The 13,678-nt window shown below is 58.3% G+C and carries 16 protein-coding genes; 2 read left to right on the plus strand and 14 right to left on the minus strand.

Annotated features, from left to right (window positions below):
• Window positions 1-67: 67 nt before the first annotated feature.
• Window positions 68-1,165 (minus strand): dual-specificity RNA methyltransferase RlmN, encoded by a 1,098-nt coding sequence (gene rlmN / locus HMPREF2849_RS08260; RefSeq protein WP_083327229.1) that lies wholly within the window; start codon window positions 1,163-1,165, stop codon window positions 68-70.
• A gap of 117 nt (window positions 1,166-1,282) precedes the next feature.
• Here rlmN and HMPREF2849_RS08265 point away from each other — a divergent pair, with 117 nt between their 5' ends.
• Window positions 1,283-1,711: a lipopolysaccharide assembly protein LapA domain-containing protein gene (locus tag HMPREF2849_RS08265; RefSeq protein ID WP_065421645.1), complete on the plus strand. Its 429-nt coding sequence runs from the start codon at window positions 1,283-1,285 to the stop codon at window positions 1,709-1,711.
• 21 nt (window positions 1,712-1,732) lie between these two features.
• Here HMPREF2849_RS08265 and HMPREF2849_RS08270 read toward each other — a convergent pair whose 3' ends face one another.
• The 5 genes from HMPREF2849_RS08270 to rpsB form a co-directional block, all read right to left on the minus strand.
• On the minus strand, window positions 1,733-2,638 hold the full coding sequence (locus tag HMPREF2849_RS08270; protein ID WP_049170784.1) for a phosphatidate cytidylyltransferase: 906 nt from the start codon (window positions 2,636-2,638) through the stop codon (window positions 1,733-1,735).
• Window positions 2,639-2,677: 39 nt separating this feature from the next.
• Window positions 2,678-3,235, minus strand: coding sequence for a ribosome recycling factor (gene frr / locus HMPREF2849_RS08275; RefSeq protein ID WP_038628675.1), 558 nt, complete (start codon window positions 3,233-3,235; stop codon window positions 2,678-2,680).
• A gap of 83 nt (window positions 3,236-3,318) precedes the next feature.
• Complete coding sequence (pyrH, locus tag HMPREF2849_RS08280) at window positions 3,319-4,044, minus strand: UMP kinase (RefSeq protein ID WP_005509726.1); 726 nt, start codon at window positions 4,042-4,044, stop codon at window positions 3,319-3,321.
• A gap of 182 nt (window positions 4,045-4,226) precedes the next feature.
• Window positions 4,227-5,054, minus strand: a complete 828-nt coding sequence (gene tsf, locus HMPREF2849_RS08285) for a translation elongation factor Ts (RefSeq protein WP_048735543.1) — start codon at window positions 5,052-5,054, stop codon at window positions 4,227-4,229.
• Between the two features lie 55 nt (window positions 5,055-5,109).
• Window positions 5,110-5,931 (minus strand): 30S ribosomal protein S2, encoded by an 822-nt coding sequence (rpsB, locus tag HMPREF2849_RS08290; RefSeq protein WP_038628671.1) that lies wholly within the window; start codon window positions 5,929-5,931, stop codon window positions 5,110-5,112.
• Window positions 5,932-6,307: 376 nt separating this feature from the next.
• Here rpsB and HMPREF2849_RS08295 point away from each other — a divergent pair, with 376 nt between their 5' ends.
• A complete protein-coding gene (locus tag HMPREF2849_RS08295; protein ID WP_070429359.1) occupies window positions 6,308-6,829 on the plus strand; it encodes a murein hydrolase activator EnvC family protein in 522 nt (173 codons plus the stop codon).
• Window positions 6,830-6,843: 14 nt separating this feature from the next.
• Here HMPREF2849_RS08295 and HMPREF2849_RS08300 read toward each other — a convergent pair whose 3' ends face one another.
• The 8 genes from HMPREF2849_RS08300 to rplS form a co-directional block, all read right to left on the minus strand.
• Window positions 6,844-7,698, minus strand: coding sequence for a tyrosine recombinase XerC (locus HMPREF2849_RS08300; RefSeq protein WP_049170927.1), 855 nt, complete (start codon window positions 7,696-7,698; stop codon window positions 6,844-6,846).
• A gap of 290 nt (window positions 7,699-7,988) precedes the next feature.
• Complete coding sequence (dprA, locus tag HMPREF2849_RS08305) at window positions 7,989-9,125, minus strand: DNA-processing protein DprA (protein WP_070862861.1); 1,137 nt, start codon at window positions 9,123-9,125, stop codon at window positions 7,989-7,991.
• A 29-nt stretch (window positions 9,126-9,154) separates the two neighbouring features.
• Window positions 9,155-10,687: a YifB family Mg chelatase-like AAA ATPase gene (locus HMPREF2849_RS08310; RefSeq protein ID WP_070862862.1), complete on the minus strand. Its 1,533-nt coding sequence runs from the start codon at window positions 10,685-10,687 to the stop codon at window positions 9,155-9,157.
• Entirely contained in the window at window positions 10,688-11,110 is a 423-nt protein-coding gene (locus HMPREF2849_RS08315; RefSeq protein WP_049194021.1) for a YraN family protein, read from the minus strand.
• Window positions 11,111-11,321: 211 nt separating this feature from the next.
• Window positions 11,322-11,624, minus strand: coding sequence for a DUF2469 domain-containing protein (locus tag HMPREF2849_RS08320; protein WP_005509529.1), 303 nt, complete (start codon window positions 11,622-11,624; stop codon window positions 11,322-11,324).
• Between the two features lie 54 nt (window positions 11,625-11,678).
• On the minus strand, window positions 11,679-12,383 hold the full coding sequence (locus HMPREF2849_RS08325) for a ribonuclease HII (RefSeq protein WP_224783775.1): 705 nt from the start codon (window positions 12,381-12,383) through the stop codon (window positions 11,679-11,681).
• Window positions 12,358-13,155, minus strand: coding sequence for a signal peptidase I (lepB, locus tag HMPREF2849_RS08330; protein WP_048735525.1), 798 nt, complete (start codon window positions 13,153-13,155; stop codon window positions 12,358-12,360). The genes HMPREF2849_RS08325 and lepB overlap by 26 nt, the downstream gene beginning before the upstream one ends.
• 74 nt (window positions 13,156-13,229) lie before the next feature.
• Window positions 13,230-13,571 carry a 50S ribosomal protein L19 gene (gene rplS, locus HMPREF2849_RS08335; RefSeq protein ID WP_005509575.1) on the minus strand — a complete coding sequence of 114 codons (342 nt, stop codon included), beginning with the start codon at window positions 13,569-13,571 and terminating at the stop codon, window positions 13,230-13,232.
• Window positions 13,572-13,678: the final 107 nt, after the last annotated feature.

The following is a 13,678-nucleotide window of genomic DNA, read 5'->3' on the forward strand; positions in this document are numbered from 1 at the left end:
TGAAAATCAGACACACTTTTTGTCACTTAACCCCCGAATTCGGTGCGGATTTTTTGCTATTTGTCGGCTAAACCTCTTCGGCCGCCAGCTGACCACACGCTGCCGCAATCTCGTTGCCACGGGTATCGCGGACCGTGCACGGTACCCCCTGCGCCTGTACGCGGCGGACGAACTCCTCCTGCTGCTTCTTCGGAGAGGCGTCCCACTTCGACCCCGGAGTCGGGTTGAGCGGAATCAGGTTGACGTGGACACGTGAGCCCAGAGCATTGTGGAGCTTCTTACCCAACAAGTCTGCACGCCAATCCTGGTCGTTAATATCGCGAATCAAAGCGTACTCAATAGATACGCGACGGCCTGTCTTGTCTGCGTAGTAGCGAGCTGCATCAAGCACCTCAGCTACTGTAAAGCGATTGTTGATCGGTACCAGCTCATCGCGAAGCTCGTCATCCGGAGTGTGCAGAGACACCGCGAGGGTGACTGACAAGTCCTCGTCGGCAAGCCGTCGGATGTTCGGCGCGAAACCGACCGTAGAGACGGTGACATTGCGCATCGAGATGCCGAATCCCTCCGGCGACGGCCGCGTGATGCGATGGACGGCGGCGAGAACGCGATTGTAGTTCGCGAGCGGCTCACCCATGCCCATGAATACGATGTTGGTCAGGCGACCGCCCTCGGCTGCCATAGTGGCAGCGGCCTCACGAACTTGGTCGACAATCTCCGCGGTGGAGAGATTACGCTGCAGACCGCCCTGACCCGTCGCACAGAATGGGCATGCCATACCGCAACCGGCCTGTGAGGAAATACAGAGGGTCGCACGCCCCGGGTACTTCATCAGCACGGATTCCAGCAGCGTACCGTCACCTGCACGCCACAGCGTCTTACGGATTTCGCCGTCGTCACAGGTGATGTGGCGAACGGGAGTCAACAAAGGTGGGAACAGACTGTCTTTGACCTTTTGACGGTCTGCTTCCGGCAGATCAGTCATCGTCATAGGGTCAGCCTCAAGCCGACCGTAATAGTGCCGGGCAATCTGATCGGCGCGGAAGGCCGGCAGGCCCAGTTCCTTGACCGCAGCCTTCCGTTCCTCAACATCGAGGTCCGCAAAATGGGTCGCGGGCATGCCGCGACGTGGAGCTTTAAGAACGATTGGAAGTGAAGATGGCATGATGGCACCCATTTTCGCATGTAATAACGGTTTTGGCCTAATGAGCGACTAGGCAGCCGCAACTAAGTGGACCTTTACAAGTGGTACATACCTGCCAAAACGTGTTGAATGATAGGTATGACTAACGCTAATCAGCCGAATAACGACAGTCCGCTTTTCGACGATACTCCGTCGTACTCTCCAAATGATTCCGTGGCTCCTGCACCAGAGCAGGACAACCTTCCAGAGCCAGTCGTTGACGCGCCCGCAGAGAAGGACTCCACACCGGAGCCAGCGCCCGCTCCTGGCCGGCGCAAGGTGAAAAAGACTACCGCGGGCTCGATGTGGGTTGGCCTGGTCATCAGTGCAGTTTTGCTGATCGTATTGCTTGTATTCATTCTGCAGAATCAGCAGGAGACCACACTAAACCTGTTCGGCTGGGCCTGGAACTTCCCGGTCGGTGTCGGAATGCTGTTCGCTGCTATCCTCGGCGCCCTCATCACTGCGCTAATCGGTGGCTGGCGAATGTTTGATCTGCGCCGCCAGATTCGTAAGGGCGACAACTAAAGCCCGACTGAACCAGCCAAATTAAACCAGGCTGAAAAGCTGCAATATCAGCCACGTCATCGCGGCTGATGGCAGCATGCCATCCAGGCGGTCCATCAGACCGCCGTGGCCCGGCAATATCGAGGACATATCCTTAATCCCCAGATCGCGTTTGAACTGGGACTCCATCAGGTCACCAAGCGTGGCGGAGATAACCAAGGCAATGCCCAGCACGATGCCCTGCCACCACGGCGCGTGCAACATAAAGATTGCACAGAGCGCTCCAGTAATAGTGGCGAGTACGAGAGAGCCGCCGAACCCTTCCCAGGATTTTTTAGGGCTTACCTTCGGAGCCATCGGATGCTTTCCGAACATGACACCGGCGGCATAGCCTCCGACGTCATTGGAAATCACCCCGATCATGAAGGTCACAATGACCAGACGGGGATCGACTTCCCAGGGATTGTCCATGTGCACCAGCTGCACAGCTAGCGCCGCAAAGAACGGAATCCACATCACCACGAAAACTCCGACTGCGACATCCCGCAGCCAGTTCCGTGGTGCTTCAGCCATCCCGTGCAAAAACAGACGGGTGACTAGTAAAAGCATCAGGGTAACAGTCAGGCCCATGACCAGACCGTCAATCCCCCAGTAGGCGGACAGCCACACCATCAGCTGTCCGCCGAAAATCAGAACCGGGCGAGGGACCTGCCAATCGGACTCGCGGAGCCGCTCGCAGACCTCCCAGGTTGCAAGGCCAACCGCCGCGGCGACCAGAACGGTCCAGGCGAGCGCCCCCAGCAGCAAGCCGATGATGACGACTGCACCAAGTGCTACGCCCACCGTAATTGCAACCGGCAGGTTCCGACCTGCCGAGTTACGCGGCTTAATAAGCCGTAGCTCGTCTAGAACACGTTCCTTATTGGACGCTGGCTTCGACGTTGGCATTGGCGCCTCAAATCCCCTCTCCCGGTTGAATATGAAGGCCTAAACCTCCATCAATTCCGCTTCCTTGCGTTCAACCAAGGAGTCCACCTGCTCGACGTAGTTCTTGGTGACCTGGTCCAGCTCCTTTTCGCCTGCCTGCACCTCGTCCTCGCCAGCATCGCCGTCCTTCTGAATCTTCTTCAGAGTTTCCATGCCCTTACGACGGACATTGCGAATCGCGATCTTGGCGTCTTCGCCCTTCGAACGTGCGACCTTAACCATCTCACGACGACGCTCCTCGGTCAGCTGCGGGATAGTTACGCGCAGGACCTGGCCATCATTAGTCGGGTTCACACCCAGGTCGGAGTTGCGAATCGCGTTTTCGATGTCGCCCATGACGCTCAGCTCATACGGCTTAATCAGCAGCATGCGCGGCTCTGGAACCGAAATGGTAGCCATCTGGGTAATCGGAGTCGGAACACCGTAGTACTCCGCAATAACGCCGTTGAACATCGCCGGGTTCGCACGGCCAGTGCGAATGTGGGTCAGCTCCTCGCGGCAGTGTTCTACGGAGCTACCGTACTTTTCTTCACAGTCAAGCAGGACTTCATCAATCATTGTGTTTTTAACCTCGGGTTTCTACGCGGGTTCTAGATAGTTCTAGAGCGCTCTGTGGAAAGAACGTATTACGAACAAATTTATCAGCTGTGGACGAGAGTACCGATTTGCTCACCGGCTACCGCGCGCGCAATGTTTCCGTCGGTAAGCAGATTAAACACGAGAATCGGCATGTTGTTGTCCATGCACAGGGAGAAGGCGGTGGCATCAGCAACGCGCAGGTCCCGTTCCAGAACCTCACGGTGGGTGATGTCATCGAACAGCTCTGCGTCCGGCACCTCACGTGGGTCGGCCGAGTAGACACCGTCAACGGCCTTGGCCATCAGCAGTACCTCGCAGCCGATCTCCAGGGCGCGCTGGGCGGCGGTGGTGTCGGTGGAGAAGTACGGCATACCCATACCTGCACCAAAGATGACCACGCGGCCCTTCTCCAGGTGGCGCTTAGCACGCAACGGCAGGTACGGCTCCGAGACCTGTGCCATGTTGATTGCAGTTTGAACGCGGCAGTCCACGCCCTCCTGCTCGAGGAAGTCCTGCAGAGCCAGGCAGTTCATGACCGTGCCCAGCATGCCCATGTAGTCAGAGCGTGCGCGGTCCATGCCGCGCTGCTGAAGCTGTGCGCCACGGAAGAAGTTACCTCCGCCAATGACGACACAGACCTCGACGCCCTTTCGGGAAACTTCCGCAATCTGTCGGGCAACGTTTTGCACCACGTCCGGGTCAACGCCAACCTTGCCGCCACCGAACATCTCACCACCGAGCTTGAGCATCACACGTTTGAAGCCATTGCGCTCGACAGATTCTGCCATGACCATGCACCTTTCTCACACCGTTTAAAAAGTCGCAGACGAGTCTACCCGGTCACGACAGCAAGGCACACTTGACGCTCCGCATTGTCTGCAACATGGCAGCAAAATGCCCCACCCGAAGCAATCGGATGGGGCATTCACACTAGCTAGCAGCTAGAGGTTAGAGCACAAATTACAGCGAATTAGTGCTGACCAACCTCGAAGCGGACGAAACCGGTCAGGGTAACGCCAGCCTCTTCCATGAGCTGCTTAACGGTCTTCTTGCTGTCAGCGACGGACGGCTGCTCCAGCAGAACAACGTCCTTGTAGAAGCCGTTCAGACGGCCCTCGACGATCTTGGCGATAGCCTGCTCCGGCTTGCCCTCTTCGCGAGTAATCTTCTCGTAGACAGCGCGCTCTGCCTCGACGCGGTCAGCCGGGACATCCTCGCGGGACAGGTACTGAGCCTTCAGAGCGGCAACCTGCATAGCTGCTGCGTGAGCAGTCTCTGCAGCGCCCTCTCCCTCACCGGTGTAAGCAACCAGAACACCGACAGCTGCCGGCAGGTCTGCTGCACGGCGGTGCAGGTAGACAGCGATGTTGTCGCCCTCGAGAGTAGCAGCGCGACGCAGCTCCAGCTTCTCACCGATCTTTGCGGAGAGCTCCTGGGTAGCCTCAGCTGCGGTCTGACCGTCGAGGTCAGCTGCTGCGAGCTCTTCCGGGGAGTTTGCCTTGACTGCTGCGGCAGCGTCGGCGACCTTGTTGGCGAAGTCGATGAACTCCTGGTTCTTGGCAACGAAGTCGGTCTCGGAGTTGACCTCGACCATGGTGTTACCAGAAACAGCAATCAGGCCCTCGGCAGCGGTGCGCTCTGCACGCTTGCCGACGTCCTTTGCGCCCTTAATGCGCAGGATCTCGACAGCCTTGTCGAAATCGCCGTCGGTCTCGACGAGTGCGTCCTTACAAGCCTTCATGCCGGAGCCGGTCAGCTCACGGAGCTTCTTGACGTCAGCAGCAGTGAAATTCGCCATGCTGGGCGTTCCTCCTTGTGGTGGTTAGAACTTGTGGTGGTTAGAAAGTTCAGCTTTACTCAGCGGATGCCGTCTCAGTTGCAGCGGAGCCCTCGGCGTCCATCTCTGCAGCCTGGTCGGTGTTCTCAGCGGCGGACTCGATCGGAGCGTCGCCTGCTGCTTCGCGAGCAGCGTTGGCCTCGCGCTCAGCGCGAGCCTTGCGGCCCTCTTCAACAGCGGTGGAGATGATGCGGGTCAGCACGGAAGCAGCGCGGATTGCGTCGTCGTTGCCCGGGATCGGGAAATCAACGTCATCCGGGTCGCAGTTGGTGTCCAGGATGGCAACAACCGGAATGCCCAGCTTCTTAGCCTCGGAGACAGCGATGTGCTCCTTGTTGGTGTCAACAATCCACAGTGCGGACGGAACCTTGGACATGTCGCGAATACCGCCCAGGGTGCGCTCCAGCTTGGTGCGCTCACGGGTCAGCATCAGGATTTCCTTCTTGCCGCGACCCTCGTAGCCGTTCTCAGCAGCGTCCATTGCCTGAAGCTCCTTCAGGCGAGCCAGGCGCTTGGAAACGGTGGCGAAGTTGGTCAGCATACCGCCGAGCCAGCGGTGGTTGACGTACGGCATGTCAACGCGCTCTGCCTCGTTCTGAACGGCTTCCTGAGCCTGCTTCTTGGTACCGACGAACAGGATGTTGCCACCGTGAGCGACAGTCTCCTTGACGAACTCGAAAGCCTCGTCGATGTAGGTCAGGGTCTGCTGCAGGTCGATGATGTAGATGCCATTGCGCTCGGTGAAGATGAAACGCTTCATCTTCGGGTTCCAACGACGGGTCTGGTGACCGAAGTGGACACCTGCATCGAGCAGTTCTCGCATGGATACAACAGCCATGTCATATTCAGGGAAGATCCTCACGTCCAGCCTGACTAGGGCTGCGGCTGCTTCCCTTCCTTTCTTATCCGATATAGGTGGTTACAGTTCACGCACAGGCTTTCCCTGTGCCCTAGCGCTCCCCCGCTGCCTCACACCCGACAGATATCCTGCCGAGCACCCGTGAACCAGCCGGAATGGGTCGCGCGCGTAGTCTTTGTGCTAATGACCGCCCATTAAGGCAGACACCGCGAGCGTAATCTTATCTGATACATCGCGCAGGTCGCAATATCTGACACGCCCTGCTATCCACAGGACAAAAAGTCATCCACAGCTAGAACCGTTTGCAATGCACTGCCGCTTGTCGACGGGTGTAGCGTCCGCCACACTATCGCGCATGACAACCAAGCAGAGTTTCAGGCGCTCGCTAATGCGCACATTAGCGCTATTCGTGCTCGCTGTCGCGCTAACAACACCCCCAAGCCCACCTGCAGCTACCGGCGAGCCAATATCCGCTATTACGCATACTTTCCCTGTGCACGGCAAAGTTCTACGCTTCTACACCCCACCGGAAAAACGCTGGCAGCCTGGACATCGCGGAGTAGACCTGAACGCCTCCCCGGGCCAGCCAATCCGCGCCTCAGCTCCCGGTGTGGTGCATTTCGCCGGTTCGATCGCCGGAATGACTTCCGTGTCAATCATGCACGCCGATGGCATCCGCACAACCTATCAGCCCATAGATACCGCGTTAGAAAAGGGAGACCACGTGGCCGCTGGCCAGGTGATTGGTCATCTTGTGGTCAACGCCAAACATCCCGAACCGGGCCTGCATTGGGGCGCACTGCGCGGCAAAGACTATCTCAACCCACTGGATTTGATACAGCGGAGACCAATCGTGCTCAAGCCTGTACGCAATTAAACAACCCTGCGCAATTAAGCGCGCGGATGTGCCCGCTTATGTACTTCACGGAGACGATCCGCTGAGACGTGGGTATAAATCTGCGTGGTCGCCAGACTCGAATGACCGAGCATCTCCTGCACCACACGCAAGTCAGCGCCACCTTCCACCATGGCCGTGGCCGCAGAATGTCGGAGAGCATGCGGTGAAACATCAGCCCATTTATGAATAACTCGGCGCGCCTGACGAGGATTCAATCTACCTCCACGCACACCGAGAAAAAGCGCATGTTCGGCCTGTGCGGAAGCATGAAAGCTTCCACGCACCTGGAGCCAGCCTTTGAGTGCCGCCTCCGCTGGTGCACCGAAGGGCACGATGCGCTGCTTGTTCCCCTTACCCACTACCGAGATGATGTGGCGGGAAAAGTCCACATCAGAGACGTCGGCCTTGCACAGCTCTTCTACACGCATCCCGGTGGCATACAACAGTTCCACAATGGCCAAGTCGCGAGCCGCAACTGCGCTGTCCTCGGATGAGACTTTCTCGATTGCCTCCTCAACCCTCTCCGGCGAGAGCACTTCCGGAAGATGCTGATGTTTCTTCGGCGTTGACAGCCGCAGCGACGGATCAGCATCGAGAATTTGCCGAGCTACGAGCCAACTACAGAACTGGCGAATGGACGTCGTTAAGCGAGCCAGCGATGACCGCGCAGCACCCTCCGCATGCTTCGCGCCGAGGTGCGCACGGATGACAGGGGTGGAGAGTTCACTGATGTGGTCCAGGCCGGCGAGGAGGGGGATGAGATCGGCTCGATAGGCACGGACGGTTGCGTCAGAGAGTCTGCGGGAATAAGTCAGCTCATCGAGAAAATCCATGAGCACGGCCTCAATATTGGCGGATAACCCGAGATCCGGCTCAGTCCTGTCGTCGTTATTGGTTGCGCGCTTCACGGTTCTGACCTTAGTAGACGCACACCGCGAGGCCTCACCAGACAGCGGAAAAGGCAGTGACTCCGACTTTCGCCAGAGCCACTGCCCTATTGCCTCACCCATGTCACAAGCCCGTTTCCGTAACAGTTACTTAGGCTTGCCTTGCCTATATTACTGAGCGTACAGAGAATTGCAATACCTAATTCAAGATTTTTTCGAGATTCTCTGCAGAAGGCTTTATTAGCGCCTCACTAACGCTTCTGTTCCTGGCGCAACCACCCACCCTCCACCCGACTGGTCAGCCCCTGTCCCTGCAGCTCCAGCAACAAATGTGTCGTAAGCGCCACGGCCAATCCCGCCTGCGCTGCGACTTCTCCCACCGGCGTTGGCTCCGCAGAATTCAGAGAGTCGTAGACAGCGAGCTCGTTTCGAGAAAGCTTCTGCACCGCCGACTTTTCCCACAACAATTCAAGCTGAGCATCCTCGTTCACTGTGCCAACTGACCGATACAGCGACCGCACATTATCGGCACTACACACCAGGACAGCCTCGCCACTGCGGATTAGGTCATGACAGCCAGAGGTAGTTTGCAGCGTCACCGGTCCCGGCACTGCTCCCAAGGGCTTGTTTAGCCTCACTGCCCAGTGCGCTGTGTTGCGCGCCCCTGAACGCCAGCCCGCCTCGACGATTGTGGTTGCTCGCGATAGGGCCGCTACCAGACGATTCCTAGTCAAAAACCGATGCCGCGCAGGTCGCACCCCCGGTGGATACTCCGTAATCAGCGCACCCCGCTCTGCAATCCCGTCGAAGAGTTCTGCATGCGCCCGCGGATAGTCAACCCCTACACCACCGGCTCCGACCACAACCGTAGTGCCGCCAGCGTCGAGCGCAGCTCGATGCGCCGCGGCATCAATACCCAACGCACCACCACTGATGACACTAACCCCCGCATTCGCGAACTGCCCCGCGAATTGGGCCGCCACCTGTGTCCCGTAGCTGCTGGCCATCCGCGTTCCGACAATCGCCACCGCTTCACTGACCACGTCCCGCAAGTCACGGCCACGCACCCACAGCGCAAGTGGTGGTGCATCGGCGCGGTCACGGACTTCGAGCGTCGTAAAGCAGGACAGCAGCTCCCCCGGCCACTCTGGGTGCCCCGGATAAATAAGACGCCACCCCATCGCTGCCGCCAGCTCCAAATCGTGGCCGCTCTGGTCAACGTCGGCCCGTGCCTGCGTCGTATTGAGCAGACCTTCCGGCAGCCCGGCGCGAGCCTTGATCCTCTCTGCTACCTCTACCGGCCCAAACTCCGTCACGAGCCGCACAATCTGCGGATGCGTCGCCTCTATCACACGATTCAGGTAAGCCCACGCGTGAATTTCGTCCATTTCTCCCCCTTGATAGTGGTTCGGTTGTATTAGCCGCCCTCGCGGTCATGCAGCTGGCAGGCACGTTGCACGTGCTCGAAGGTAAACGCGTCTACTCCCCCGAGGTCTGCGAGCGTCCACGCCACTGCGATTACTTTGTCCACTCCCCGCTGGGTAATCTCTCCGTTCCTCAACTGGAAGTCCAATAACGCCATCGCTTCTTCGTCTAAGCCCGCGTGACGACGGAGAAGCGAGCGTGGCACACTCGCGTTGGTGACGGCTGCTTCGTCGGCAAGCCCCAGGGCCTGCCACCTATGTCGGGCACGGTCACGTGCGGCCTGTACCCGATCGCGAACGGCCGCGGAGGGCTCATTGTGTGCTTTGTTTTTAATTCCCAGCTTGGCCCCGGCAGGACTGAGCGTGACGTTGAGATCCATGCGATCGCGTAGCGGGCCCGATAATGCGCGACCATGCTTGGCTCGCTCGGTACTAGAACAGGTGCATTCGCTGGCATACGCCGCCCCACACCGACAGGGATTGGTCGCCATGACTAGTTGTGTTCTCGCCGGAAAGGTCACTCGATGGTGCGTACGCAGGTGGACGACCACCCCGTTTTCCATCGGCATCCGCAACGCATCCAATACCGCCGGGCGCATGAGGGTGATTTCGTCCAAGAACAGCACCCCATGGTGGGCAAGGCTAATCGCGCCGGGCTTGGGCACAGCACCGCCGCCGACTAACGCTGTCACAGTCGCGCTGTGATGTGGAGCCACAAACGGCGGATGTTGAATAAGAGTGTCCGCAGTATCGAGCGCTCCGGCCACCGAATGCAGCGCGGTGACCTCCAGCTGCTGCCACTTCTGCAATGGCGGCAGAATTGTGGGCAAGCGCTCAGCGAGCATGGACTTCCCAGTTCCCGGAGAACCCTGCATGAACAGATTGTGCCCACCTGCTGCGGCTACCTCGAGGGCGAAGCGGGCCTCAGGTTGGCCATCGACATCGGCCAGGTCTACCGAGAAGGCTTGTTCGCTGGGGTCGTCGTTAAGCGCGGTCGTCAAACCTGAGCCGGTGAGTACCCAGCCCCATAGCTGTGTGAGGTCGGCTGCGGTGCAGACTGCGATGCCGTCGACGAGCGCGGCCTCGGCGGCGTTGGCGGCGGGGACGACAACCCAACGGGCACCTGCCTCGCGGGCGGCAAGGACCTGCGGCAGCACTCCACGCACCGGGCGAATGGAACCGTCGAGCCCAAGTTCGCCAATGAGAACCGTGTGGCGGAGACGACCTCGGGCCTCCATGTCATCGCTGGTTGCGATAAGGATGGCGCAGACGATGGCGAGGTCAAAGCTAGTGCCGTGCTTGCGGATATGCGCCGGCGACAGACTCACCACGACTTTTGTCTTCGGCCAGGGCAACTGCGAGTTAGCAACCGCCGTGCGCACGCGATGTTTGGCTTCTCCGACGGCGGCATCGCCGAGCCCACCGATATACATTCCCGGCAAGCCACGCCCAACATCGGCTTCCACCTGCACAATAGTTCCTTCAATGCCGCTGAGGCTGACTGCAAGAGCTGTACCGACAGTCATCTAGCAGTCCCACATGATTGCGTCGCTGATTGCGGGAATGTACGTAACTGCAACGACTGGAGGACCGGACGAAGGGCTGGACACTGTGACTTCTGCGCAGTCGATAACTACGGACTCTAACCAGTAGGTAGAACTCTCTGACAGCCACTGTCCCGCCGCCTTGCGCAAATGACGAAGCTTGGCTGCTGTGATGGACTCTCTGCCGTCCCCAAACTGACTACTTCGCGAGCTGCGCCGCGTTTTTACCTCCACAAAATGCAGCCTGCCGTCAACATCTTCAGCAATAAGATCGAGCTCATAGCGCCCCACCCGCTCATTCCGAGCAATAACTTCCCACCCCTGATCCTCCAACATCTCAGCAACGAAATCCTCCCCAAACGCGCCGAGCTGTCTTGTGGTTAGTTCTTCAAAGCTCTGTGTCATAGCCCCGGTCCCCCTGGTTCCCCGTTGAATTGTGCCTTGGCGGTTTACTGCCTAGACTTTTGCCGCCTTGGCGGTTCGGAAACACTCTTGCACAGCGGGCATGACAAAGGCCCTCCGATAAATGCTCAGAGGGCCCTAACTGTGGATAATTTTTCGACTGTGGATAACTGTTAGCAGCTAGCCATAACATGCGATGACAGGCGACGATAACCTACGGCAGTCGCAAGTCCGGCTTATCCAGTTCCTCGATATTGACATCCTTGAAAGTGATAACGCGCACGTAGCGGACAAACCGAGCCGGGCGATGGACATCCCACACCCACGCATCCGACATCCGCAGCTCGAAATAGACCTCGTTTTCGCTGTTGTGCGGAATCAGCTCCACAGCATTAGCAAGGTAGAACCTGCGCTCCGTCTCAACAACGTACGAAAACTGACTAACGACATCGCGGAACTCCTTGTACAGGGATAGTTCAACGTCGGCCTCGTAGTTTTCTAGATCTTCTGCGCTCACGACCGCGACGGCTCCTTCGAGTGTTTACATGTTGCTCTTTTTGTACATGTTGGTCTATTCGGGGTGCTCAAGATACTCCGCGTGTGCCAAGCGCACATTGCGGTATGACCACCGATGCTCCGGGGTTGCGCCATGGCGTGAAATCGCTTCCATATGCGATGACGTGCCGTAGCCCTTATGCCCCGCCAGACCATAGTCCGGATACTTCTCCGATAGGTCAACCATAATGCGGTCGCGGGTGACTTTGGCTAAGACACTCGCAGCAGCAATACATCGGCAAGCGGAATCACCACCAATCACGGGCAAATAGGGTGCCGTGAAGCCAGACACCTTGAGTGCGTCGGTAAGCACGTAGCCAGGACGCTGCCCCAACCCGGCTACCGCGCGGCGCATTCCAGTGACATTCGCGTCCTGGATGCCGAATTGGTCGATGTAGGACGCGGGAATCGTCGTCACGCAAAAAGAGGTGGCGAAGCGTTGGATGAGCGGAAAGAGCCGTTCACGTGCGGCCGGCGTGAGCTTTTTAGAATCGGTGAGCTTATCCAGCTCTGCGATAGGGCGTTCTGGAAGGCAGCAGGCGGCGATAACTATCGGGCCTGCACAGGCGCCGCGACCAGCCTCGTCGACCCCGGCTACAGGTCCAAAGCCGCGCTTTGCCAGCGCGACCTCTATCGTGCGCGACTGCTTCAGCCTCCGCAGTTTCGGCGCCGGCGGCGTGAGCAGACTGTGCTGACTAGTTGTGCTGGATGTCCGGATCATCGACGCCACCGATGCGGTTAAACGGCAGGATGATTGCCTGCACCTTGCCGACGACGTTATCCAGTGGCACAGTACCCTGCAGCTCGTCGCCCATGTGATAGCGAGAGTCCGCGGAGTTGGTGCGGTTATCACCCATGACCCACAGATGCCCCTCCGGCACTGTTACCGGCCCGAAGTACGGGCCACCACACTGCTCTGAGCCAAGATTATCCACCACCGGCTTGTCTGCTGGAGTTTTAATGAAATCCTGGTCTGTCATCTTGCCGTCAACCATGATGCCGGGATCTCCTGGGCGACACTGCACAGTCTGCCCACCCGTGGCAATCACACGCTTGACCAACGCATTTTCATCAGGGGCGACAAGGCCAATCCAGGAACCAACCGTCTGCAGCGAGTTTGCCACCGGGTTAGTAGAACGCTGTGACACGTAGTTACTATTCCAGGACTCCGGGCCATTAAAGACGACAACATCGCCGGGCTTGGGATCTGAGAACTGGTAGGAAACCTTATCCACCCAAATGCGGTCACCGGTGCACCCGACACATCCGTTGAGCGTCGGCTGCATCGACTCGGATGGAATCACGTAGACACGGCCGATAAAGGACTGCACACCAGCACTGATGAGCAGGGCAATCACGATAATGATTGGAATCTCGATGTACCACGGAGTGTGCTTTTCAGGCTCCTCGTCAAGTTTCCGGAAGCCTTTCAAGCCTTCAGTACGGTCTTCTTTTTGGCCGTCAGTCTGTTCGCGAGAATCGTCGTCGGTCATGGGAAAAGACTATACGCGATAGAAAAATCCCCACCGAGCTCAACACTCGATGGGGATTATTTTGCGCCAAAAGACTAGCGGCGCTCCTTGATGCGTGCAGCCTTACCGCGCAGGTTGCGCAGGTAGTACAGCTTCGCACGGCGAACGTCGCCCTTGAAGACAACGCGAATCTCGTCGATGTTCGGGGAGTGCACCGGGAAGGTACGCTCAACGCCGATACCGAAGGACATCTTGCGGACGGTGAAAGTCTCGCGGACGCCACCGCCCTGACGGCGGATAACGACGCCCTTGAAGACCTGAATACGCTCGGTCTTACCTTCAACGATCTTTACGTCGACCTCGACGGTGTCACCAGCGCGGAACTCCGGAACGTCGTCGCGCAGGTATGCTGCATCAACCTTGTCAAGAATGTTCATGGAAACTTATTCCTTTACTTTTTGCATAGACAGAGGACCCTGGCGGCGCTTTCCCACAGAGGGACGCTCGGCCGGTTCATGCCCGAAACAGGTAAAGCTGCCTATAA

The sequence above is a fragment of the Corynebacterium sp. HMSC073B01 genome, assembly GCF_001838255.1.
Taxonomy (GTDB): Bacteria; Actinomycetota; Actinomycetes; order Mycobacteriales; family Mycobacteriaceae; genus Corynebacterium; species Corynebacterium jeikeium_D.